At 69.1% G+C, this 24445-nt stretch carries 21 protein-coding genes; 3 read left to right on the forward strand and 18 right to left on the reverse strand.

The window, feature by feature from the left end; all coding sequences use genetic code 11:
- Positions 1-22: 22 nt before the first annotated feature.
- The 15 genes from asnB to WS95_RS07930 all read right to left on the reverse strand — a co-directional run bounded on the left by asnB (position 23) and on the right by WS95_RS07930 (position 16356).
- Complete coding sequence (asnB, locus tag WS95_RS07860) at positions 23-1993, reverse strand: asparagine synthase (glutamine-hydrolyzing) (protein ID WP_059823171.1); 1971 nt, start codon at positions 1991-1993, stop codon at positions 23-25.
- A gap of 292 nt (positions 1994-2285) precedes the next feature.
- Entirely contained in the window at positions 2286-3317 is a 1032-nt protein-coding gene (locus WS95_RS07865) for an EscU/YscU/HrcU family type III secretion system export apparatus switch protein (protein ID WP_059823173.1), read from the reverse strand.
- A gap of 16 nt (positions 3318-3333) precedes the next feature.
- On the reverse strand, positions 3334-4143 hold the full coding sequence (sctT, locus tag WS95_RS07870; protein WP_059502609.1) for a type III secretion system export apparatus subunit SctT: 810 nt from the start codon (positions 4141-4143) through the stop codon (positions 3334-3336).
- The gene (locus WS95_RS07875; protein ID WP_059823176.1) at positions 4137-4811 is read right to left on the reverse strand and encodes a hypothetical protein; all 675 of its coding nucleotides are present in this window, start codon (positions 4809-4811) and stop codon (positions 4137-4139) included. Before WS95_RS07875 ends, sctT begins: the two co-directional genes overlap by 7 nt.
- Complete coding sequence (gene sctN / locus WS95_RS07880) at positions 4804-6186, reverse strand: type III secretion system ATPase SctN (protein ID WP_059823178.1); 1383 nt, start codon at positions 6184-6186, stop codon at positions 4804-4806. The genes WS95_RS07875 and sctN overlap by 8 nt, the downstream gene beginning before the upstream one ends.
- Positions 6183-6812 carry a type III secretion system stator protein SctL gene (gene sctL, locus WS95_RS07885; RefSeq protein WP_059823179.1) on the reverse strand — a complete coding sequence of 210 codons (630 nt, stop codon included), beginning with the start codon at positions 6810-6812 and terminating at the stop codon, positions 6183-6185. Before sctL ends, sctN begins: the two co-directional genes overlap by 4 nt.
- Positions 6794-7534 (reverse strand): SctK family type III secretion system sorting platform protein, encoded by a 741-nt coding sequence (locus WS95_RS07890; RefSeq protein WP_059823182.1) that lies wholly within the window; start codon positions 7532-7534, stop codon positions 6794-6796. Before WS95_RS07890 ends, sctL begins: the two co-directional genes overlap by 19 nt.
- The gene (gene sctJ / locus WS95_RS07895) at positions 7531-8418 is read right to left on the reverse strand and encodes a type III secretion system inner membrane ring lipoprotein SctJ (protein WP_034204428.1); all 888 of its coding nucleotides are present in this window, start codon (positions 8416-8418) and stop codon (positions 7531-7533) included. Before sctJ ends, WS95_RS07890 begins: the two co-directional genes overlap by 4 nt.
- Before the next feature lie 52 nt (positions 8419-8470).
- Positions 8471-8947, reverse strand: a complete 477-nt coding sequence (locus WS95_RS07900; RefSeq protein WP_059823183.1) for a hypothetical protein — start codon at positions 8945-8947, stop codon at positions 8471-8473.
- A gap of 124 nt (positions 8948-9071) precedes the next feature.
- Entirely contained in the window at positions 9072-9281 is a 210-nt protein-coding gene (locus WS95_RS07905; protein WP_034204426.1) for a hypothetical protein, read from the reverse strand.
- A 140-nt stretch (positions 9282-9421) separates the two neighbouring features.
- On the reverse strand, positions 9422-10774 hold the full coding sequence (gene sctD, locus WS95_RS07910; RefSeq protein ID WP_059823185.1) for a type III secretion system inner membrane ring subunit SctD: 1353 nt from the start codon (positions 10772-10774) through the stop codon (positions 9422-9424).
- A complete protein-coding gene (sctC, locus tag WS95_RS07915) occupies positions 10755-12791 on the reverse strand; it encodes a type III secretion system outer membrane ring subunit SctC (protein WP_059823187.1) in 2037 nt (678 codons plus the stop codon). The genes sctD and sctC overlap by 20 nt, the downstream gene beginning before the upstream one ends.
- Positions 12791-13069 carry a type III secretion system export apparatus subunit SctS gene (sctS, locus tag WS95_RS07920; RefSeq protein WP_006480854.1) on the reverse strand — a complete coding sequence of 93 codons (279 nt, stop codon included), beginning with the start codon at positions 13067-13069 and terminating at the stop codon, positions 12791-12793. The genes sctC and sctS overlap by 1 nt, the downstream gene beginning before the upstream one ends.
- Positions 13066-15273, reverse strand: a complete 2208-nt coding sequence (gene sctV / locus WS95_RS07925; protein WP_059823189.1) for a type III secretion system export apparatus subunit SctV — start codon at positions 15271-15273, stop codon at positions 13066-13068. The genes sctS and sctV overlap by 4 nt, the downstream gene beginning before the upstream one ends.
- A gap of 249 nt (positions 15274-15522) precedes the next feature.
- On the reverse strand, positions 15523-16356 hold the full coding sequence (locus WS95_RS07930; protein WP_059823191.1) for a helix-turn-helix transcriptional regulator: 834 nt from the start codon (positions 16354-16356) through the stop codon (positions 15523-15525).
- A 283-nt stretch (positions 16357-16639) separates the two neighbouring features.
- Between WS95_RS07930 and WS95_RS07935 the strand changes: the two genes are divergently transcribed.
- Complete coding sequence (locus tag WS95_RS07935) at positions 16640-17548, forward strand: helix-turn-helix transcriptional regulator (RefSeq protein ID WP_059823537.1); 909 nt, start codon at positions 16640-16642, stop codon at positions 17546-17548.
- A gap of 130 nt (positions 17549-17678) precedes the next feature.
- Here the strand turns inward: WS95_RS07935 and WS95_RS07940 are convergent, their stop codons facing one another.
- Positions 17679-19325, reverse strand: a complete 1647-nt coding sequence (locus tag WS95_RS07940; RefSeq protein WP_059823192.1) for an Nramp family divalent metal transporter — start codon at positions 19323-19325, stop codon at positions 17679-17681.
- A 117-nt stretch (positions 19326-19442) separates the two neighbouring features.
- Positions 19443-19580, reverse strand: a complete 138-nt coding sequence (locus WS95_RS35315; protein WP_179949024.1) for a hypothetical protein — start codon at positions 19578-19580, stop codon at positions 19443-19445.
- Between the two features lie 1081 nt (positions 19581-20661).
- On the opposite strand from WS95_RS35315, the gene WS95_RS07945 reads away from it, so the two are divergent.
- Together WS95_RS07945 and WS95_RS07950 are read left to right on the forward strand one after the other, a co-directional pair.
- Positions 20662-20928 carry a hypothetical protein gene (locus WS95_RS07945; protein WP_034204420.1) on the forward strand — a complete coding sequence of 89 codons (267 nt, stop codon included), beginning with the start codon at positions 20662-20664 and terminating at the stop codon, positions 20926-20928.
- A gap of 91 nt (positions 20929-21019) precedes the next feature.
- Positions 21020-22501 (forward strand): carbohydrate porin, encoded by a 1482-nt coding sequence (locus WS95_RS07950; RefSeq protein WP_059823194.1) that lies wholly within the window; start codon positions 21020-21022, stop codon positions 22499-22501.
- Between the two features lie 114 nt (positions 22502-22615).
- Here WS95_RS07950 and treA read toward each other — a convergent pair whose 3' ends face one another.
- Entirely contained in the window at positions 22616-24334 is a 1719-nt protein-coding gene (gene treA / locus WS95_RS07955; protein WP_059823196.1) for an alpha,alpha-trehalase TreA, read from the reverse strand.
- Between the last annotated feature and the right edge of the window lie 111 nt (positions 24335-24445).

Below are 24445 nucleotides of genomic sequence, written 5' to 3' on the forward strand. Positions count from 1 at the left end.
TGCGGCGGGCGCGAGCCTGCCGTCACCCCGCGCGCTGCGCCTCCAGCCACGCCTGGAACATCAGCACCGTCCACAACGGGTGCTGCCAGTTCATCCGGCCCGTCTGGTGCTGGCGCCACAGCCGCTCGACCGCCGCCGCATCGAAGAAGCCTTCGTCGCGCAAGCGCGACGGATGCAGCAGCGCCTCGGCCCAGTCGCGCAGCGCGCCGCGCAGCCAGTGGTCGACGGGCGCGCAGAAGCCCTGCTTCGGCCGGTCGATCAGCGCGGACGGCACGTACCGGTCGAGCAGCCGGCGCAGCAGCGCCTTCGGCTGCCCCTCCGGCAAGCGCACCGATGCCGGCACGCGCCATGCGAATTCGACGACGTGATGATCGAGGAACGGCATGCGCGTCTCGAGGCTCACGGCCATCGCGGCCCGATCGACCTTCGCGAGAATGTCGGTCGGCAAGTACGTGAGCGTGTCGATCGCCATCGCCTGCTCGGCGAAGCTCAGATGCGCCGGCCACGCGGACACCGTGTCGAGCGGCGTCGGCGGCTCCTGCCCCGCCAACGCGATACGCTCGGGATGATGCACCGACGACATCAGCAGCCGGTACAGCCCGATGCGGCTCTCCGCCGTCATCACATGGCCGAGCTTGTGCAGGCGATCGCCGATGCGCGACGACGATTCGCGCGTCTCCACGCCGCCGCCCCACGCGCCCTGCGCGACGGCCGCGAGCTGGTCCGCGTGATCGGGCCGCAGCGCATGCAACGCGGCGGCGATCCGCGCGCGCACGACGGCCGGCACGCGATGCAGCTTGCGCCACAGGCGCGGCGTGAGGAAGTAGCGCGTATAGCCGCCGAACAGCTCGTCGCCGCCGTCGCCGGACAGGCTCACCGTCACGTGCCGGCGCGTCAGCTCGGAGACGAGAAAGGTCGGGATCTGCGACGCATCGGAGAACGGCTCGTCGTAGATCGACGGCAGCTTCGGCACGACGGCGAGCGCATGGTCGGCCGTCACGTAAAGCTCGGTATGGCGCGTGCCGAGATGGCGCGCGACGGCCTTCGCGTATCCGGCTTCGTCGTAGCCGGCCTCGTGAAAGCCGATCGTGAACGTGTCGACCGGCGTCGCCGATTGCGCCTGCATCAGCGCGACGATCGTCGACGAATCGATGCCGCCCGACAGGAACGCGCCGAGCGGCACGTCCGCTTCCATCTGCCGCGCGACGGCCTGGCGCAGGACCGTGTCGAGCTCGCCGACGACTTCGTCGGGGCTGCCCTCGAACGGCTGCGCGCGGCCCGCCTCGATCGTCTGTTCGAGCGTCCAGTACGCCCGCACGCGCGGCGTGTCGCGCGCATGCTCGAACTGGATGTACGTGCCGGGCGGCAGCTTGCGGATGCCGCGATAGATCGTGTAAGGCGCGGGCACGCTCGACTGACGCAGGTACAGGCACAGCGCGTCGCGGTCGACCGCGCCGTCGAAGCCCGGATAGCCGCGCAACGCCTTCAGCTCGGACGCGAACACGAGCGCGTCGCCGACCCGGCCGTAGTAGAGCGGCTTCTCGCCGATCCGGTCGCGCGCGAGCGTCAGCACCCGCGACGCGCGATTCCACAGCGCGAACGCGAACATGCCGGTCGCGCGGCGCAACGTGGCCTCGACGCCCCACGCGACGATCGCCGCGATCAGCACCTCGCTGTCGGAGTGGCCGCGCCACGCCGGTGCGCGCCCCGCGCGTTCGAGCTCCGCGCGCAGTTCGCGATGGTTGTAGATTTCGCCGTTGAAGACGAGGACGTAGCGGCCGCACGCGGAAGCCATCGGCTGCCGGCCGTGCACCGACAGGTCGACGATCGCGAGCCGCCGGTGGCCGAGCGCGATGCCGGCTTCCGGGTCGACCCAGATCCCCTGCCCGTCCGGCCCGCGATGCGCGAGGCTCGCCGTCATTCGCGCGAGCGTGCCGCGCGCTGTCTCCTCATCGAAGGCGACGCTATTCAGAAAGCCGTCGATTCCGCACATTGATTTGTCTGCCCCTGTTGACCTGTTCCGTCACGCGCGGCCCAACCTCGCGGCCCGCCGTCGGGCATGACGGTCGAGCCATATTACGAAGAAATAAATCAGCAATAATTCACCAGTGAATGTTGGCGGGGTGCGGAAAAAAATAGACGTCAAGCGCCGTGTGCGCATGGCGGCGCGACGGGGCCATATCGAATCGGCCAGTCGCCCGCAGCCGGTCGCCCGCAGCCAGTCGCCCGGTGACACCGGCAAATCGAAAAAAGGGCCACATTCCGACGGCGATACCGCCCCCGCGTCAACCCGCGCCGGTCGCCCATTTCAGCAACTGCGCGACCTCGCGGAAATGCTGCGGCTGGATCGTGCCGTTCTCGGGCGTCGTCTCGTACAGCGCCTGCGCGAGCCCGACGTTCGCGAGTGTCGGGCGCAGCGCGTCGCGGGCCAGCCGCACGATCCGCTCGGCCGCGTCGCCCTCGCCGCGCGCGAGCACCCACGGCAGCGAGCCGATCCCGCCGTAGTAGAGCGCGACGGCGACACGCGGCGAATAGACGACCACCGACGCATAGCCGATCCGGTCGGGCAGCGACGCGAACTGCACTTCGCGCGCGAGCTGGCGGCGCTTCGCCTGGATGTGCGGATCGCCTTCGTCCTCCTTGTGCTCGCGCCGCACTTCGTCGATCGACATCTTCATCTTCTGGTTGAACTCGTGCCGCTGGTGCACGATGTCGATCAGCGCCATCACGATGTAGATCAGCGCCGCCCAGCCGAACAGCAGCATCAGCAGCTTCACGATCAGCGCGAGGATCGAGACCGGCCGCGTGAAGCCCGACTGCACGGACGGGTCGAGCGATTCGACGATCAGCCAGCCGAGCGTCGCGACGAGCAGCACCGTCTTCAGCAGCATCTTCGCGAGGTTGACGAGATTGCGCAGCGACCACAGGTTCTTCATCCCCTCGGCCGGATTGAGCCGCGACAACTGCGGCACGAGGCGGCTCCACGCCATCACGCCGCCCACCTGCACGAAGCCCGCGAGCAATCCGACCAGCAGGCCGGCGGCGACGATCTGCGCGGACAGCGTCGCCCAGTCGCGCGCGGCGCCGTCGATCAGCACCGCGAGCCGCGCGGACGGATCGGCCGCGCCGACCGCGTCGAACACGAGCCGGAACAGCGCCTGCAGTCGCGCGAACAGCGAACCGATGCCCACCGCGAGCGCCACGCACACGCCGACGAAGAACGCGGACGACACCGTTTCCGCGCTCTTCGGCACGTCGCCTTTCTCGCGCGCCTCGCGCAAGCGTTTCGCGGTCGGCTTCTGGTCCTTTTCGGCCATGTCGGCTCCGGCGCGCTCAGCCGCCGCCGTGCGCGGCGAACAGCGCGCGCAGCAACGCCATCAATCCGCTGTCGGGGCTCAGCAGCGAATGCAGCGACGCGTACACCACCGGCAGGAACAGGATCATCATCAGCACCGCGAGCGCGCTCTTCAGCGGCTGAGAGAACACGAAGATGTTGAGCTGCGGCACCGCGCGGCCGACCAGGCCGATGCCGAGCTCGACGAGCACCAGCACGATCGTGACCGGCGCGGCGAGCTTCACCATCCATTCGAAGATCGTGTCGGTCTGCCGCACGATGAAGGTCTGCAGCATCGACGAGAAATCGGGGCCGAGCGAGCCGATCGGCCACCATGCGTACGACTGCGCGAACAGTTGCACGAGCACCTGCAGCCCGCCCGCCGTGACGAACAGCGCGATCGCGACGAAATTCAGGAATCCCGATGTCGGGCCGCCCTCGTGCCCGCCCATCGGATCGAAGAAGGCGGCGCTGCCGCTGCCGGTCTGGAAGTCGATCAGGTAGCCGACGCCCTGGATCGCGAACAGCACCGCGCTGAACGCGCCCGCGAGCAGCATGCCGACCATCGCCTCCTTCGCGACGAGCACGCACCACATCAGGAACGGCAGCGCGGCCACCTGCGCGGCATCGATCGTCGGCGCGACGAACGCGGCGATCACGACCGCGATCCCGTTGCGCACGAGGCCCGTGACGATCTGTTCGTTGAACACCGGCACGACGAACATGATCGGCAGCAGGCGCGGCATCACGTAGAGCAGCGGCCGCAGCATGCCGGCGACGTCGTTGAAGCCCGCGGCCTGATCTAGCATCGGCGCTCCGCGACGGCGGGCGGGGCGGGATCGTCGGATGCGGCGCCGGCGTTGGCTTCGGCGTCGGCGGCGAGATCGGAGCCCGTTTCCGTTTCGGTCATTGCCGCATCGAACGCGGCGGCTGCCTGCTGCGGCGAGGACGCATGGCCCGACGCGTCGCCCGCGCCGGCCAACCAGGTGCCGCCCGTCGCGAAGCGCCGCACCGCGTAGCCGTCCGCGACTTCGTCAGCGTCGCGCTCGACCCGCGCGGCGCGCGCGTGCAGCGCCTTCTCGCCGGCTTTCTCCAGCTTGTCCTCGGCGGCCTTCGCCTTGCGCGCGGCGCGCTGCAGGTCGGCGAGCGTCGCCTCGTGACCGCGATGCACGTGCGCGGCCTCGCTCACCGACGCGTTCGCGGTGCCGATATGGCGGTCGAACGTGCGCGTATCGGCCGCCGCGTTCTGCAATGCACGCGCTTCGCGCACGTCGTCGGCGAGCCGCGCCTGGATCGCCGCCTTCGCCGCGACCTGCTGTGCGAGCTGCGCCTGCGCGGCCGCCAGCGCACGCCGGCTCTGCGCGGCAATGCCCTGCTGGCGCGCGGCGGCGACGCGCGCGATCTGGCTGCGCATCTCGCGCACGCGCTTGAGGCGGGCGAGCGTCGCGAGCACGAGGCGGTCGTCGGCTTCAGACATGATCGTTCGCCAGCTTCGTCAGCTTCGCGAGCAGCGCGTCGAAGCGCACGTCCTCGTCCGACGCCTGCGCGCAGAACGCGCCGATCGCGTCGCGCGCGCGCAGCGCGAGATCGCCGAGCCGGTCGCTGCCTTCGCGATACTCGCCGATCTGCACGAGCAGCTCGATTTCCTGGTATTTCGCGATCAGCTCGCGCACGCGCGCGGCCGCATGCTGGTGCGCGCGGCTCGCGACGAGCGGCATCACGCGCGACAGGCTCGCGAGCACGTCGATCGCCGGATAGCGGTTCGCGAGCGCGATCTTGCGCGACAGCACGATATGGCCGTCGAGGATCGAGCGCACTTCCTCGGCGATCGGGTCCGATTCCTCGTCGCCTTCGACGAGCACCGTATAGAGCGCGGTGATCGACCCGTGCGCGCCCTGCCCCGCGCGTTCGAGCAGGCGCGGCAGCACCGCGAACGTCGACGGCGGAAAGCTGCGCCGCGTCGGCGGCTCGCCGCTCGCGAGACCGACCTCGCGCTGCGCGCGTGCGAAACGCGTCAGCGAATCGACCAGCAGCAGCACGCGCTTGCCCGCATCGCGGAAGTGCTCGGCGATCGCGGTCGCGACCAGCGCGGATTTCACGCGCTCCATCGCCGGGCGATCCGACGTCGACACGACGACGATCGACCGCGCGCGCACCTCGGGCGACAGGCTGTGCTCGATGAATTCGCGCACCTCGCGGCCGCGTTCGCCGACCAGTGCGATCACGTTCACGTCGGCCTGCGCGCCGCGCGCGATCATCCCGAGCAGCGTGCTCTTGCCCACGCCCGACGGCGCGAAGATGCCGACGCGCTGCCCGATGCCGAGCGTCATCAAGCCGTCGATCACGCGCACGCCCGTCGGAAACGGCGTGTCGATCATCTTGCGCGCGAGCGGATTCGGCGGGTCCTGCTGCGTCGACACCCACGCGGCGCCCGTCACCGGCCCGCGATCGTCGAGCGGCCGGCCGAGCCCGTCGAGCACGCGGCCGAACAGCCCCTCGCCCACCGGAAATACGTGCTCGCGCCCGGACGGCACGACGGTCGTCTCCGGCGACAGCCCCGCGACGTCGCCGAGCGGCGTCAGCAGCGTCGTCTGCCGCGAGAAGCCGACCACCTCCGCGAGCAGCGTCGGCTGGTTCGGCGTGCGCAGCTCGCAGATTTCGCCGAGCCGCGCGCGAATGCCCGTCGCATTCAATATCTGTCCGACCGCGTGGTTGACGCGGCCCTGTACCGACACCGGCGAGAAAAACGCGAGCCCCGCGTCGAGCTCGCCGACGAGGCGGCCGCGATCGAACGGCACGCCGTCGTCGTCGCCGCCGCCGAACGGCTGAGTATCGTCGAGCGGCGCGTTCATCGCGCGGCGCCCTTCAGCGCGTCGCGGCGGATCGCCTGGCGCAACGCGTCGATCTGCAGGTCGAGGCTCGCGTCGATGCGCCCGGACGGCGTCTCGACCGTGCATGCGTGGCGTTCGAGCTGCGCGTCCTCGACGATGCGGATCTTCTGCCGGTTCGACTGCCCCGCGAACGCGCCGTCGAGCGCGTCGCGCATCTCCTCCGTGCGGCCGGGCGCGACGCGCACGATCAGGAACGCCTCGTCGCGCACGAGCGGCGCGATCCGCGCGAGCGCGGCCTCGTACAGCTTCTGCGTGCTCATCTCGCCGACGATCGCGCGCACGGCTTTCACGACGATATCGGCCATCGCGTCCTTCATCGTCTCCATCGTGCGCGTGGCGGCGAGCGCCTGCGTGTACGCCTGCGCGGCCTGCTCGCGCTGCGCGCGGCGCATGCCTTCGTCGTAGCCGGCCGCCTGGCGCTTGTCGAATTCGCGCTGCGCGTCGGCGACGATGCGCGCCGCCTCTTCATGCGCGGTCGCGATCACCGCCGACGCGTCGAGCAACGCCGCGTATTCGCGCTCCTTGAGCACCTTGCGCTCCGACAGCAGCTGCAGGTTGTCGCTCGTGATCAGAAAAGCCAGTCCCATGACGCGAGCCTCTCGGGAATCAGAAACAGGAACATCAGTTCGCCGAACTGGTCGCGCTGCGCGCGGTTCAGCCAGTACGGCGCTTCGTCGTCGATCGCGCGGTTGAATTTCAGGCGCACGCGCCGCGCCACCGCGTCGCCGGCCACGCCGATGAAATCCGCGAGCAGCCGGCCGCCGCGCGCGCGGATCACGGCCGGCAGCGCGGCGGGATCGGCGCGCCACGGTTCGAGCGTTTCGGCGAGCGCGCCGAATTCCGGCGCGCGTTCGAGCGCGAGTTCGAGCGCATCGCCGCCGAGCCGCGCCGCGACTTCCGCGCGGATGCGCCGCCCGGCCAGCGCGTCGCGCAGCCATGCGCGGTGCAGCAGCAACCCCGCATACGCGGCCAGTTGCTCGAGCGCCGCGCCCGGCAGCAGCGCGAGCCGCGCGCACGGATTCGCCACGGCGAAGTCGTGCCGGTCGGCCACGCCGTGGACGTCGAGCAGATGCCGCGCGAGCAGCTTGCGGCCCGCCGCGCCGAACGCGTCCGGCGAACGGTAGCGCGCGGGCCACTCGGCCGGCACGCGCGTCACGTGCAGATAGCGGTCGGGCCGCAGGTTGAAGTCGCAGACCAGCGCATGAAACGCGGCAGCGCGCGCGGCGGGCGGCGGCGCAAGCGGCTGCAGCCACGGCAGCAGCGCCGCCTCGGCCGCATCGCCCGCCGCCAGCGCGTGCGGATCGCTCATGCGCCGTCGCGCGCGCCGTCCGGCGTACGCAGCCCGCCGCCTGCCTGCTGCGCGGCCGCGCCGCCGCCCCCGTTCGCGCCGCGCGGCGCGCCGAGCAGGCCCGCGAGCCGCGCGCCGAACATCCCGCGCCGGGCGGCCGACAGCGCGATCACCGCGCAGGTCAGCAGGATCAGCGCGAACACGAGCCAGCCGAGCGGCGAACGCAATCGCAGGATGTCCGACACCGCGCTGCCGATTCCGTCCACGCGCGTCGCGCGCGCGGCGGCCGGCTGCAGGAACAGCGACACGTTGTCGTACTGCAGCCCCTCGATGCTGTGCGCGACGAGATCCTTGACCATCGGCGCCATCGCGCGCAGGTCGACGCCCTGCCGGTATCGGATGTACACCGCGGCCGACGACGGCTTGATCTTGTCCGCGAGCGGATCGTTCTCCGGAATCACGACCTGCACGCGCGCGACCACCACGCCCTCGATGTCCTGCAGCGTGCGCGACAGATCCTGCGACACGCCGTACAGGTAGCGCACGCGCTCCTCGGCCGGCGTCGATACGAGGCCCTGCTTCTGGAACAGCTCGCCGAGGCTCGCATAGCTCGGCTTCGGCAACCCGTTCGCCTGCAGCACCGTGAGCGCCGCCTGCATGTCGCCGTCCGCGACGCTCACGAGCCACGCGTTGCGGTCCGACGTGTCGCGCGCATCGTTGTCCTTCGACGCGCTGATGCCCGCGTCGCCGAGCACCGCGACCATCTGGTTGGCGTCGCGCTCCGACAGGCCCGAGTACAGCTCCTTCTGGCACCCGGCCAACAGCACGAGCAGCCCCGCGAGCAGCGCGCGCGCCGCCCGGCTGCGCCACGCATGCGTGCGCGGCGTCGAATCGATCGTCGTCATCGTTTGTCCGCTTCAGGGCGCGTGAGGCCGCTTGCGGCCCGCACGAGCGCCATCACTCCTGCGTCTTCAGCACCGTATGCGTGAAGCCGTTCGCCGCCTGCGCAACCGACAGGCTCAACTGGTATTCCGAAATCGTGGTGGTTGCCGTCCACTGGAAATCCATCGCCTTCACCATCGTCATCAGCGGGTCGCTGCGGCTGTCCGCCATCGACGTCAGCATCTCGCTGCGGTGCTTGTCGATGTTCGCGTACCGCGCGTCGAGATCGTTGCCGTACGTGCGCAACCGCTCGACGAGCGACGACTGGTTCGCCTGCGCGGGCGTCATCTGCACGGCCGGCGCCGCATCCGCCGGCGCGCGCGACATCGCGACGCCCGACGAAGACGGCGGAGCGGCCGACGACGCGCCCGGCTGCATCAGCGCATCGAACTGGCGCACCTGCGCCGGATCGGACGTCGCGCCCGTTTGCTGCGCGGCGCTCGCGAGCGCGGCTGCGCCCGGCGGCGCCGCGCCTACGCCTGTTACCGACATGATCGTGTCCTCCTTGACCGGCAGAGCCGGGAACGGGCCGGCCGGCACGCACCCACGCCGCACCGGGCGCCCGTCACGGGCGGCCCCGGCATCCGGCGTCGCGCGGCACGGCCGGCGACCGGCGTCACGCGCGGCCGGCGGAACTCAGGTGTTGCGCAACCTGGGCATTCGCCGTCCCCTCCTGCGCGGTCACTGCGTTGCTGGTTTCGAACGTCGCAGTCGATTGCTGAACCTGGAAGTTGATCTTGGTCAGTTCGAGCTGCGTCTTGGTCAGGTCGTCGGCCTGTTGCTGGACCTGCTTCGTGTCGGTGGCGCTACCTGCGGCGGCAGTCATGTTTCGCTCCTTTACGTCAAGTTCACTTGCGTTGCCGGCGGCAGCCCCATGCCCCGCCGATGACGTGACGCGCCGCCTGCCGGCGACGTGTCGCGTAATGCGCGCACCGCGAAACGCGTTGCGCCTGATCCGTCGCGGCGCTAATGCGCCGCCTCCTTCGTCGATGCAGTCGATGCACCGGCCGCGGGCGCACCCGGCAACAGCGTCGGCCCCGGCACCGGTTGCGCGACGCCCGCCGCCGCGCCGCTCGCGAGCGGTGCGACGGGCGGCGCCGGCGCCTGCTCGGGCGCGCTCGCCGACGCACCGCCGAGCGGCATCGTGATGCGCTGGCCGTTGCGTTCGAACACCACGGCGTCCGGCCCGATCGACACGACGGTCGCGCCCTCCTTCAACCGCGCGCCTTCGAAATAGCGGCTGCCGTCGACCGTCTCGATGTAGCGCTGGTCGCCGTCGCCGGCGAACACGGTCGTGATCTCCGGAATGCCGGCCGTGCCGCCGAGCGTCGTCGCCGTACGCGGCGCGGCCGCATCGGCATCGCGCACGTGATCGACCACCTCGAGCGCCGGGCGGGCGTCCTTCATGTAGTTGCGGATGCGCGGCTCGATCTGCGCACGCGCAGCCGTGCCCGTCAACTCGATCCGCCCGCGCCCGAGATACGTGACCGTCAGCGCCGTGTCGCTGAAATAGGTCTGCGCGGTCGCCACGAGATCGCTGACCACGTAGATGTTGCCCAGCGCCGCGTTGTCGACGCCCGCGACGATCTGCGCGACGCGCTCGCGCGCGGCCGGGTCGCTCACGTAGCCCGACACGATCACGCCGTCGTCGCGCGGCGCGACGGCCAGCTCCGGATACGCGTGCAGCAACTGCTGCAGCCGGTGCGTGCGCGCGAGCACCGATTCGTGCTGCCACGGCAGCCGCCCCGACCACGCGACGAAGCCGTAGCCGAGCGCGCCGAGCAGCACGCCCAGCCACAGCGCGACCAGCGCGATCACGAGCCGCCGGCTGCCGAGGCGGCGCAGCCCGCCCGTGAGCCAGCCGAGCCACGCGGCCTCGCGCGCGGCGTCCGGCGCATCGGTTTCGTCGGGCACCGCGACGCTCGCCTGCGCATGCCGCGCGATGCCGAGCCGGATCGAGCCGACCGTCACGACGTCGTTCGGCGTCAACGAGCGGCGCCCGCTGCCGAGCGGCTCGTCGTTGAACAGCACCGGCGCGCCGGTGTCGCCGCCATGGTTCTGCACCGTCACCGCGAGCGCGCCGACCTGCAGGCACACCTGTTTCGCGCCGATCTCGCGATCGGGCAGGATCACTTCGCAATCGGCCGCCGTGCCGACCCAGTTCGCGCCGCGCGCGAGCGACATCGTGCGGCCGTACATCGGCCCGCTCAGGAAGCACAGGTTCCACGGCGACGCGAGCGCGGCCGAACCGGCCCCTGCGCCTCCCGCGCCGCCGGGCAATGCGCCTTCGCCGTGCGGATCAATGATGCTCGTCGACATGCGTGACCACTCCTGCGGTCGTCGCCGGCTGCGCCGCCGCATCCGGCGGCGGCGGCAACGCGGGCGGACCGAACTTCGTGCCGGGCAGCGGCTTCGGCGTCAGCGGGACGGCGATGTCGTTGTCCGGCGGGCGATACATCGACATCCCTTCCTGGTTCGCCGGACCGTCGACGCCGGGGTTCACGGGCGCGCCGTCGGGTGCATACATCGACGCGGTCGTCACCACGCGCGGCGTCAGCAGATAGAACCGCTCCATGTGGTTGCCCGACTTGTCGGTGTACTTGAACAGGTTGCCGATCAGCGGGATGTCGGACAGCCAGGGCACGCCGCTCTTGTTCAGCCGCACCTCGTCGTCGTTGAAACCGGCGATCAGGAGGCTCTTGCCTTCGTCGATCATCGTCTTGGTGACGATGTTGCGCTGCTGGATCACCGGCACGTTCGACACCGCCTGTCCCGGCACGATATTGCCGTCCTGGATGTCGATCGACATCATCACGCTCTGCGGATTGCCCGAGACGGCCGCCGCATTGCGGATCGCCTCGTCGACGATCATCGGCGTCACCTTGATGCTCGTGCCGGTCGTCACGCTGTACAGCGACGAATCCTGGTAGCCCGGCACCTGCACGTAGAACTGCGTGAGGTTCTCGAGGATCGCCTCGGTGTTGTCGAGCGCGAGCACCTTCGGCTTCGAACGCAGCTGCGCCTGGCCCTTCTGCGCGAGCGCGTTCACGCGCGTGAGCAGGTAATTGCGCAGCGACCCGCCAATCGATGCGGTCAGCGCGATGCCGGTCGGCATGAAGGTGCCGGTCGACCCGGTTTCGGATGCGCCGACGCCGAACGTGAGCGGCGGATTGCCGGCGCCGTTGTACTGCGTGTTGCCGTTCAGCGGGTTCGCGCCGTTGCCGATCTGCACGTCGCCGTGCGTCGTGTGCAGGCGCCAGTCGATCCCGAGGCTGTCGAGCGAATCCTCGTTGATGTCGATGATCGTCACGTTGATCTCGACGATGCGCGGCCGTTCGTCGAGCTGGCCGATCAGCGACTGGTAGCGGTACATGTTCTCCGGCAGGTCGCGCACGATCACCGCGTTGATCGCCGGATCGGCGACGATCTGCGGCAGCGTGTCGCCGCCGTTGTTCGAGAACGGCGAGAATCCGCCGCCCAGGCTGCCGTCCGCACCGCCGTAACCGCCCTGCCGTGGGCCGCCGGAAATATCGGGGAAATCGAGCCGCGGCACCGCGATCGTCAGCCCCGAGCCGAGCTTCACCTGCCGCGCGGCCTGCCCGAGCGGCGTGCTCGACGGCGCCGCGGTCGTGCCGCCGCCCTTGCCGAACAGCTTGCGCAGGATCGTCGCGACACCCGGCACCGTCACTTCCTTGCCCGAGCGGTTGATCGTGAAGTCCGACGCCCAGCCGTATTTCAGCCGGAACGCGCGGATGTCCGCATGCGCGCCGTTCGCCGACGGATCGCCGACCGAGCCGACCGCCTGTCGCACCAGCTCGACATAGCGGCGCGGGCCGGCCACGTACACGCTGTTCGCGCGGTCGTTGATCACCAGCGTGTAGCGCTTGTCCGGAATCTGCATCGCCTGCAGCGCGCGGCCGATTTCGCCGGATGCGTTCGGCGGAATCGGGATCATCTGCGTCTGCGACTGGTCGGCCGGATCGACGTACAGGAACGAGCCGTCGTAGTACCACGTGAGCCCGTAGGTCGAGCAGATCGTGTCGAGCGTCTGCTGCGGCGTGCCGGAGAAGCGGCCGCTGATCACACCGTCGACCTTCGGGTCGACCACCGCCGTCACCCCCTGCGACGACGCGAGCTCGCGGATGAAGTCGCCGATCTTCTTGCCGTTCGCGACGATCGTGAACGGCTTGTTGCGCCAGCGCAGGTCCGCGGCGCGCGCATGCTGCGCGGGCGCCATGCACAGCGACGCCGTGAGCAGCGCGGTCGCGCACACGGCGAGCGCAGCCCGTTGCAGGCTGCGCGGTTGAAACCGGATCGAGGCGACGCGTCGACGCATCAAAGGACTCCTGTGGAAGAAACGAACATGCGTTCCAGCGCCTGCTGCGCGAAGCGCAGCACTTCGCCGCCGAGCCAGCCCGACAGCAGCACGAGCGCGACCATCACGGCGATCAGCCGCACCGCGATGCCGATATTGGCGTCCTGCACCTGCGTGACGGCCTGCAGGATCGCGACGACGAGGCCCGTGACGGTCGCGATCAGCACGATCGGCAGCGACAGCAGCAGCACCAGCATCAGCGCCTGGCGCGTCAGGTCGAGGATCGTCGAGCTCGTCATTGCACGGCTCCCGGCGCGCGCACGTCGGCGCCCGCGCCGACCGTGCCGTCGTCCGGCGGGTTCTTCACCCAGCCGACCGTGTGCAACTGCACGTCCTCCTCGACTTCCTGGTACGACAGCACCGCGAGTTCGGGCAGCACCGGCTGCAGGATCGTCTTCACGTAGCGGCGCGCACCCAGCGCGACCATCACCGCGAGCCGCGCGGCGCCCGGCGCGTTGCCGTGGCCGCCGGAGCCGGCCGCCTGCGCGGCCTGCACGATCGCGCGCACCTGCTCGCCGATGTCCTGCTTGACCGCGCTCGACAGCGCGAGGAAATTGCCCTGCTTGGTGCGCATCACCGCGCTCTCGATCCGTTCCTGCAGGTTCTGCTCGAACAGCACGACCCGCAACTGGCGCGCCGTGCCCGCGTGACGATCGGTGATCATCCGGCGCAGGTCGACGCGCACGAGTTCGACCAGCGCGATCACGTCGTCGGGCTCGTTCGGCGCCCACGTGATCAGGCTCTCGAAAATCACGCGCAAATTGCGGATCGGCACCTGCTCGGCGAGCAGCCGGCGCAGCACTTCGGTCACGCGCTGCAGCGGCACGAGCCGCGTCAGTTCGCCCACGAGTTCCGGATGATCGCGGCGCACCAGATGCACGAGCGCCTGCGTCTCCTGGATGCCGAGCAATTCGTCCGCATGCTGGCGCACGATCTGCTCGACGTGCGCGGCCAGCGCGCCCTCGCTCGACAGCCATTTGCCTTCAGGCATCGCACCGTCCGGCTTGATCCACAGCGCGGTCGCGAACGGGCCGAACGCCTCGGCCGGCTGGCGCTCCGCGCGCTCGGGCAGCGGCGCGACGCCGTCCCACAGCAGCCAGCCCGGCTTCAGCGCGCCGTGCGCGACAAGCACGTCCTGCAGGTAGATCCGGTACGTGCCGGCCGGCGCGCCCTCGTCGTCGTTCAGCGTGATGCGCGGAAACACCGTGCCGATGTCCGCGTCGACGCGCGCCTTCGCGCTCGACAGCGCCGCCTGCAGTTGCGCGAGATTCAGGCCCGTGCGCAGGTCGTCGGACAGCGACACCGCGATCAGCGACGTGACGCCCGCCGCATGCGACACCTTCGCGGGCTGGCCGTCGTCGGCCGCGCCGACGCGCCCCGCGACATGAATCAGGTTGAAGCTCGGCGCGGACGTCTTGCGCTTGAGCTGCGAGAACGCGAAGGCGCCGAGGCCGAGCGCGATCAGCGCGAACGACCATTTCGGAAAGCCGGGCACGACGAGAAAACCGGTCAGCACGAACGCGGCGATCAGCAGCGCACGCGGGTGCGCGCCCAATTGCTCGCCGAGCTGTTCGCCGAGCTGGCGCTGCCGCGCATCGCGCGTCGCGACGCGCGTCGTCACGATGCCGGCCGCGATCGACACGAGCAGCGACGGAATCTGCGACGCCATCCCGTCGCCGACCGTCAGGATTGCGTAACGCTGCAGCGCCTCGCCGATGTCCATCCCGTGCATCAGCGTGCCGACCGCGATCCCCGCGACGATGTTGATGAACGCGATCACGAGGCCCGCGATCGCGTCGCCCTTCACGAACTTCATCGCGCCGTCCATCGCGCCGTGCATCTGCGATTCCTGCTCGAGCTTCTCGCGGCGCTCGCGCGCTTCGTCGGCGCTGATGATGCCCGCGCGCAGGTCGGCGTCGATGCTCATCTGCTTGCCCGGCATCGCGTCGAGCGAGAAACGCGCGCCGACTTCGGCCACCCGCTCCGACCCTTTCGCGATCACGATGAACTGCACGACCGCGATCACGAGGAACACCACGCCGCCCACCACCACGTTGTTGCCGACCACCAGCCGCCCGAATGCGTCGATCACGTGGCCGGCGTTCGCATGCAGCAGGATCAGCTTGCACGACGCGATGTTCAGCGCGAGCCGGAACAGCGTCGTAAACAGCAGCAGCGCGGGAAACGACGAGAAGCTGACCGCGGACGGCACGTAGGTCGACACCGTCAGCAACACGACGCTCGCGGCGAGATTCAGCGAGATCATCCCGTCGAGCGCGGCCTGCGGCAGCGGCAGGATGAACAGCGCGACGACCGCGACGATGAAGGTCGCGAGAAACAGGTCGGCGCGCGGCGACGCGCCCCCGAGGCGCCGTCCGGACACGCCGCGGCCGGCGGAAAACCACCGCTGCCAGTCGCGGGAGAGCGCCTTCGGTTCAGCCATCGTGCCGTTGTCCTGTCGTTGTCGCCGGCTGGCACGGGCAACCCTTCCCCGTGCTGCGCGGACCGTTGAATGGGACGAGTGTAGCGACGGGAAACGGCGGAAAAAGAAGCGCGCCTCGTAGCGCGAAAGCGCGTTTTCCTCAGACGATCGAATCGGACTACGAAACCCGGCGGCCCGTTCGGGCACGTGCCGCCGGAACCGCTTCCATCGCGTGCCGGAGGCCGGCGCGCGCCTGCGACGGACGTCGGATCAGGACGGCAGCCGCCGTGCGGCGAGGTACGCGAGCTGCGCGCGGTTCTGCACGTTGAAGAGCTTTTCCAGCGAGCGAATGTGGTGCCCGACCTTGTGCAGCGACGTACGCAGCGCGCTCGCGATCTCCTGGTCGGACAGCCCGTGCACGAGCCGGTCGAGCACCTGCTGCTGCTCGTCGCCGAGCGCGAAGCCGCGCATGCGCGCGACACGCGCCTCGAGGAACGGCAGCGCGACGCGATGCACGGCGAGACTGACCGACAGCGCGCCGCCGATCACGCGATCGTCGATCCAGTCGGTGCCGTGCGTTTCCGACGTCACGTTCACCGCGACGCGCAGGTCGAGGCGCGGCGCCGACAGGCCGAAGATCACGCCGCTGTTCATCGCATGCGCACGCAGATGGCCGGCGAGCGCGAGCACCTTGCGGTCGCCGCTGCCCTGTGCGGCCGCCTCGATCTCGTCGAGCCGCCACGCGACCGGGAAGCCGCTCTGCCGCACCTGTGCGAAGCGCGGATCGCTTTCGTACAGCATCCCTTCGATGAACGGCTGCATGAACGTCGCCGGCGCGAGGTCGCGCAGCAGATGCGCGCGCAGAATGCGCCGCCCGATCATTTCGTACGCGCCGTAACCGAGCGTACTGAATCCGATTTGCCGCAATCGCGCATGGCATTGCGCGAAATCGAATGACGGAAGGTCGCTTTTACCGGACGCTATTTGAATGCCGGTAAAAACGTCGCGCTCGATTGCATGATATTCGTTCGAATAAGCGGCAGCGGCCGCTATATCGGCTTGTGAGAACCACTCGACGCGTGGTGCGCCGTCAGCATATGTCATGAGGAGCCCGCCCTTTCCCAATATGTGAAACTGCGCCCCGTCACGATCTGGTCTTTTCTTTATGATTTTCTGGTCGTCGTCATATGCGTGCGAATATGAACCTTTCGCCGCCATTCGTATTACGGCATATTACGCGCACACCGGCATTTTTGTACAATGCCCCCGCGTTTCGTCAGGGATGACGATCGGCGCATATCATAACGATGCTCGGTCGCACCGCCGCGAATGCCGTACACGATACGGCCGCCGCCAGGCGATGCGCGTCGATTCCGAGGGATGGCTCATGTCCGATATTGCATTGCATGAAGAAGCGGTCGCCCCAACCACCTTGTCCCGCTCGTCGCGCGGATCGAACGCAGGCGCGGACGCGCTGCGCGAGCGCACCGTGCAGGTCGTCTGGTGCGACGACGTGAAACGCGGCGACGTCGCGCAGCCGCACGCGCCGAAGCTCGGCGTCGCCGACACGCTCGCGCACGCGCAGAGCACGGCCGAGCGCAACCGCATCGTCGCGAGCCTGCTGCATCTGACGGGCTTCTCGACGTTCGCGTACTTCGCGCTCGAATTCGCGCGCGAGCGCGTCGAAAGTCTTTACCTGCACGAAGCGTTCACGCCGGCCACCTATCGCGGCGACTACGTCCGGCACAACCATCACGACGTCGATCCGCGCACACTCGGCGCGCGCGTGTGCAACATGCCGATCGTGTGGGACCTGCAGCAATTGCGCCGCGAACACCGCGAGCGCGACGACGCGCCGTGCGTGAGCCCGGCCGCGCTCGACGGCTTCCTGCAGACGATGCAGGACGACGGGATGTGCAGCGGCATCATGTATTCGATGGCCGTGCCGGGCACGCGGCTGCACGCGTTCATGAGCTTCACCGCGCCGCGCCGCACGCGCGAATGGATCACGCCGGCGACGATCGAGCAGGCGCTGTCGATCGGGCTGTCGGTACACAAGTTCGCGTCGCCGCAACTGATCTCGACGTCGCGCGAGCGCGCGGTCAACGGGCTCACACCGTTCGAGCAGGAGTTGCTGCTCGGCATCGCCGAAGGCGCGTCCGACAAGGAAATCGGCCGGCGCCTCGACACCAGCGCGCACAACGTCGACTATCACCTGCGCAAGCTGCGCAAGCGCTTCGGCGTCGCGAACCGGATCCAGCTCACGTATCTGACGTCGAAGCTCGAGCTGATCTGAGCACGGGCGCGGCGCGGGCGCCGCTTGCCGAAACCGGGCGCGCAAACGCGCATGCCGGCCTCGCAGGCCGGCATGCATGGGTTGCGACGCGGCGCCGGGCTCGGCGCCGCGTCCTGTCGGACGGGCTGCATTACTTCAGCAACGTCATCTGAACGACCTTCACGATCACGAGACCGACCGCGATCACCAGATAGCCGCGCAGCACGGCCATCCAGATCCGCGTCGCGAGCGTCATGTTCTGCGGCTCGAGCGTGTCGAGCGGCGGCATGCGCCACGTGTCGCGCAGCGAACGATCGACGGCCGGCTCGACGACGCGCTTGTGGCGGCGAATCAGCACCGTCGCGAGATAACCGGCGATGGCGAGCACGGTGCCGCCCACCAGCACGTCGACGATCGCTTCCCCGCTGATGTCCGGATACATCACCGACGCGGTCAGGATGATCGACAGCAGCACCAGCACCCAGATCACCGCGCCCGTGAACACGTTGAGCTTCGTCGAGTTGACCCAGGGCCCCAGCACCTGGCGGTCGTTGCACAACACCAGCAGGAACACCGTCGCGCTCGGCAGCAACACGCCGGCCAGCGTCTGCACGGCTTCGGTCAGCAGCCCGAGCGGGCTGCCCGGGATCAGCACGAGCGTGGCCGCGGCCGCGACGATGCCGAAATAGACGAGATAGAAGCCCTTCGCGTCGGTCACACCGCGGTGCAGCGAGTGGCGGATCTTGAACACGTCGCCGATCGCGTACGCGGTCGACAGCGACACGGCCGCCGCGCCGATGATGCACGCGTCGAGCAAGGCGACCGCGAACAGCGTCGCGCTCGTGCGGCCCGCATACTTCTCGAGGCCCGCGATGACGCCGCCCGCGTCGGTGAAGTTGCCGGCTTCCGGATGGCCGCCGAACAACGCCGAGCTGAAGCCGATCATCGCGACCGCGCCCACCAGCACGAACGCGATGCCGATCCACAAGTCGGCCTTTTCGTATTTCATGAAGCGCGGCGTGATGCGCTTGTCGATCACGTAGCTCTGCTGGAAGAACAATTGCCATGGCGCGACCGTCGTGCCGACGATGCCGATCACGAGCAGCATCACGTCGGACAGCTTCGCGTGCGCGGGCCAGTTCGGCACGAAGAAATCGCGCGTCATCTGCGCGACGGGCGGATGGATCGAGACGAGCACCGGCACGAGCAGCAGGCTCAGCACGCACAGCCCGATCGCGAACCGCTCGAAGCGCCGGAAATCGCCGGTACTGACCGCGGCCATCGTCAGCGCGGCGGCGACACACACGCCGGCCACCTTCGGCAATCCGAAGAAATCCAGCACGAACGTGATGCCGATGAACTCGGTGACGATGGTCAGCGCATTGAGCAGGAACAGGTCGATCACGCTGAACGCACCCCAGAACTTGCCGAAGCGCTCGAAGATCAGGCGCGCATGGCCGACGCCCGTGACCGCGCCGAGGCGCAGCACCATTTCCTGGTTCACGTACAGCACGGGCACGAGCAGCAGCAGGGTCCACAGCAGCGTCGTGCCGTAGTTCTGGCCGGCCTGCGTATAGGTGCCGAATGCACCGGCGTCGTTGTCGCCGACCATCACGATCAAGCCCGGGCCGATGATCGCGAGCAGCGTGCGCAGGCGCGCCCACCACGTGCCGCGCGCGCCGGTGTCGTGGTGCGCGATCGTGCCGAGCGCACCGCGGATGTCGCCCAGATGGGCTTCGTCGAGCACGGCGCTGCGATCGACCGCGATCGGTGGAGAGACGTTGGAGGGCGTGGACATGATCTATTCCGTACGGCTAAGGGTTGTTCGATGAGCGTGTGACCTTGGCATGCACACGCGGCGCCGGTCCGCGGGCGGCCGCACGTGCGCATGCCGAGGCGCGCTCGGCGTTTCTTCTCAGTGGATCAACGATTTCAGCCGGTTCAGCAGGCGGGCGAACACCCGCGGACGGGCATCGAGCGTCAGCATCGCGTCGTAGTGGTGGCGCGATTCCGTGACATGCGGAAAGTTCGACAGCAGAAGGCCGAAGTTCATGGTCTGGCTCCGTGCGGCGACGGCAGGCGTGCCGGCCGCGTCGTGGGCGCGGGGCCAGTCCGGGGCCTGAACGACGTGTCAGGCTAGTCGGCCGGATTGCCCCCGCGACCCGGGTTCAAAAGGGTCTGCGTATGCAACGGGCATAAGGGACAACTGTCACTGTCGTTCATGGCGGCTCCTGTGCGATGTTCCGGAGAACACGGTTGACCGCCGACCGGCTTGCGGGCCGGCATTCGCGCGCCCGGAGAACGGATGCGCGAACGCGGCCGCCTGCCGGGCGGCGGTGAAACCGGGCAACGCATGCGAAAACGCATCACGCTAACCGGCGCGAATCAGGGTGCACGTAGGGAGTAACTGCGGAATACTGCTGCGCGCACCGTTTGCCCGGGAGACAAACGGCGGCTTCGATGAGGCGCGGACGTCGGTCGCTCAGGCGGAAATTTCGTTCGAAGATCGACTACTGCAGGCGTCCAAGGCGGCGGCCCCAAGAGTGAAGATGGCGGATTCTATGGACCGCCCGAAAGTGAAGTCAACCCCTCGAAACCCCATTTCTCGAAATAAATTTCCCGCCCGCCGCGACTGAAAGATTTCGCCTCGAAATAACGTTCCGAAACCTTTCAGCGCCGTCATGAGGCGGCCACGCGGCGATGCGTGCGAGCAACGGCCCGGCGCCCCGCCGCGCATCCTTTTCGCCATCGGCGGGCGGCCGCGTCGCGCCCCCGCTGCGCTGCGACGCGCACACCACACAGCGCATCTTTGATGCGTTTTTTACTTGCGCCGCAGCAAAAGTCGCGACTACAATCCGCCCCAATTCATCACGGGAGTCCCACCGTGGACACATGCTCTAGTTGTAGTTCGATGCCGGTCCAGACCGGCCAAGCCATCGCGAGATAGCAGCCAGACGCATGTCTTTTGCCGCTAGCTCGCACTCGCCGGGTTAGCGCGCCTCTACCCGTGCCGGCCATCGCCGGTTCGTCAGTCGCACGCTCCGCCATGTTCCATCCTCCGATCGCAGGCCGCGTCACGCACCCGCGCTCGATCACGTCGTCCGGCGTTGGCCGGACGGAACGGAGGCAGCGTCATGTTCTTTCAATCGTTCGCGCTCAGACTCAAGCGCATCGTGCACGTCACGTGCAACCGCTCGTTTTCCGGCCGCTCGCCGCTCGCCCGGGCATTCGGCCGCTGGCGCGGCCTGGCGCTCGCCCCTGCGCCGGCGGCGCCGCGCCCGCTCGACTGCCTGCTGATCGCCGCGACGGCGGCCGCCGTCGCGCTCGCCGCGCTGCTGTGCTCGGTCGCGCCCCGCGTCGGCTTCGCGCAGGTGTGGCGCGTCGGCGGCTGGCTGCCGTAAGCCCCTTCTCCGCGCGGGCTGTGTCGTCATGCGCCCCGCGTCCCGTTCCCGTTTCCTCAGCTTAACGAATCGAACTGCCAACGGAACCCAAATGAAGAACCTGCTCTCGTCCGTCCCGCGCAAGCGTCGCGCCGATGCGCTCGCCACGCTGCTGCTGTCGCTCGCCGCCACCTCCGCATTCGCACAAGCATCGTCCGCCGCCGAACCGGCGGCCGGCGCGAGCGATGCCGCCGCCCCCGCGCAACAGGCTGCTGATACCGCCGCGCCCGCGCCCACGGGCCTCTGGGAACGCTCGAACCTGCTCGGCAACATGGGCGGTCTGCGCGACGTGCTCGACGAGCACGGCGTCACGCTGAGCCTGCAGGAAACCAGCGAGTACCTGTACAACACGTCGGGCGGCACGGGTCGCGGCGGCGCGTACCAAGGGCTCACGCAATTCGGTTTCAACGTCGATACCGGCAAGGCGATCGGCCTGCCGGGCGGCACGTTCAACGTGTCGGGGCTGCAGATCCACGGAACCAACCTCACGCAGCGCTACCTGCAGACGTTGCAGACCGCGACCGGCATCGAGGCCAATTCGACCACCCGCCTGTGGGAACTCTGGTACCAGCAGTCGCTGCTCGACGGCAAGGTCGACGTGAAAGTCGGCCAGCAGAGCGTCGACCAGGAATTCATGGGGAGCCAGAACGCGGCGACGTTCATGAACGCGACGTTCGGCTGGCCCGTGCTGCCGTCCACCGACCTGCCGTCCGGCGGCCCCGCGTATCCGCTGTCGTCGCTCGGCGTGCGGCTACGCGTGAAACCGGCCGACGCGTGGACCGCGATGGTCGGCGTGTTCGACGGCAACCCGGCCGGCCGCGCCGACGGCGACGCGCAGGTGCTGAACGCGCATGGCACCAACTTCAACCTGCGCAGCGGCGCGTTCGTGATCGGCGAAGTGCAGTACGCGCTGAACGCGCCGCCCGCCGATCCGAAGGCCCCGCAGCCTGCCGGCCTGCCCGGCACGTACAAACTCGGCTTCTGGTATCACTCGCAGCACGCGAACGATCCGCGCTACGGCACCGACGGGTTGTCGCTCGCCGATCCGGCAAGCAACGGCACCCCCGCCACGCATCGCGGCAACTACGGCTTTTATGCGGTCGCGGATCAGATGGTGTGGCGGCCGTCCGCCGACAGCCCGCGCTCGGTCGGCGTGTTCGCACGCGTGATGGGCTCGCCGAGCGATCGCAATGTCGTCGATTTCGCCGCCAACGCCGGCGTGACGCTGAAGGCGCCGTTCGCCGGACGCGACAACGACGTCGCCGGCATCGCGATCGGCTACGCGAAGATCGGCTCGCATGCGCGCGGCCTCGACGGCGACACCGGCGCGTACACGACGCCCGGCTATCCGGTGCGCCGCGCGGAGACGGTCGTCGAAGCGACCTATCAGTACCAGGTCGCGCCATGGTGGCAGGTGCAGGCCGACCTGCAGCACTTCTTCCGCCCGGGCGGCGGCATCCCGAACCCGAACGCGGCCGGCGCGCGCATCGGCGACGAAACGGTGGTCGGCGTGCGCACGACGATCACGTTCTGACGCCCGCCGCATGAACACACGGGCCGGACGGCCGCTTGCGCGACGGTCCGGCCCGTGCGGGTGCTTGCCGTGCGGGCGGGCACACGGCCCGCCCCGCGGCTTACTCGCGGTGCATTATTCGCCGTACAGCCCCAGCAGCTTCAGCGTGACGCCGTTGGTCCAGCCGAAGCCGTCCTGCAACGGATATTCGCCGCCCCCGCCGCCGCCCGTGCCGGTGCCCTCGACCACGTATTTCTCGACGAGCTTGCCTTCGGTCGCATATACGTGCTTCACGTCGGACAGGAAACGCGTGCCGATGTCCTTCGCGAGCGCCGGATCGCCGTAACGGCGCAGCCCGTCGATCGCGATCCACTGCAGCGGCGCCCAGCCGTTCGGCGCATCCCACTGCTGGCCCGTGTTCTCGGTCGTCGTCGCGAGGCCGCCCGGCTGCAGCAGCGTCTTGCGCACTTCGCGCGCGGTCGCCTTCGCGCGCTCCGGCCACGCGACGCCCGCGAACAGCGGATACAGCGCGGCGGCCGTCACACCGTCGCGCGGCTTGCGCAATTGCCAGTCATAGTCGCCGTAATAGCCGCGACGGTTCCACAGGTAGTGATTGATCGCGGCCGCACGCCGCGCCGCGCGCCCCGAAAAATCGGCCACGCAGGCGATGTCGCGCGTGATCGCGCAGCCCTTCACGATCGTCGTCTCGAGATGGAACATCAGGCTGTTCAGGTCGACCGGCACGATCGAGGTCGTGCGGATCGTCGCGAGCGTCTTGCCGTCGCCGAACCAGCGAGAGCTGTAGTCCCAGCCGCTTTCGGCGCCCGCGCGCAGGTCGCGGTACACCTCGTTCGCCGGGCGGGACGGCACCGATTTCGCGGTGGTCACGTCCTCGAGATACGACTCGTCGCGCGGCGTGTCGCTCGCATCCCAGTAGCGGTTCAGCACGGCGCCGTCGGGCATCGCGACCACGTTGCGCGCCGCCTGCCCGCGCGGCGTCGTGGTTTCGCCCTGCATCCAGTACGCATATTCCTTGCGCAGCGCCGGCAGGTATTTCTGGTAGACCTTGTCGCCTTCGGCCTGCGCGGCGAGCGTGACCATGTACGCGAAGAACGGCGGCTGCGAGCGGCTCGCGTAGTACGTGCGGTTGCCGTTCGGGATGTGCCCGATCGTATCGATCAGGTATGCGAAGTTGTCGAGCATGTCGTCGACGAGATCCTCGCGCCCCGACACCTGCAGCCCGAGCATCGTGAAATAGGTATCCCAGTAGTAGCCTTCGCGGAAGCGGCCACCCGGCACGACGTACGGCTTCGGCATGGGAATCAGCGAACTGTACGGGGGCGCCGTGACGCTCGTGCGCGTGAGCTGCGGCCACAGCCAGTCGATATGCTGGCGCAGCGTCTGATTCGGCGGCGGCGTCACGCCGCCTTCCGGGGGCGGCGTGAAATGCTGGTCGACGAACGCCTTCAGCGAGAAGCCCGGCTGCGATTTCTGTTGCTGATACAACTGCACGATCGTCGCGGGATCGGTATCGGGCGTGGCGTCGACGAAGGTCTTCTGGTCGGGATAGAGCTGCGCGGTCTGCACCGCGACGAACAGCTCGCCGTAGAGTTGGCTCGGCGGCGGCAGCAGCGTGCCCGACGCGGGAGCGGCTGCGGCTGCGGTGGCGGCAGGCGTCGCGGACTGGCTGGCCGCTTGCGCGGCGGCCTGGTTCGCACTGTCGGCCTGCGCGGCGCAACCGGCGACGGCGAGATAGGCGATGGCCAGTGCGGCGGCCCAGCGCAGACGCGGCGCGGGCGGTGACTGGCGCGACGGGAAGCGAGATGCAAGCGGTGCGGCACGACGTGACGTCATGGCGTGTCCCCTCCTTTCGATGTTGAGTGGATCGGCACGAGGTCTCGTTCGCGCGCGCGTTCGTCTCGATGGCCTTCGATCGATACGCGTCATGTTGTGGAGCGAATGGGT

The organism is Burkholderia sp. MSMB1826, assembly GCF_001526325.1.
GTDB lineage: Bacteria > Pseudomonadota > Gammaproteobacteria > Burkholderiales > Burkholderiaceae > Burkholderia.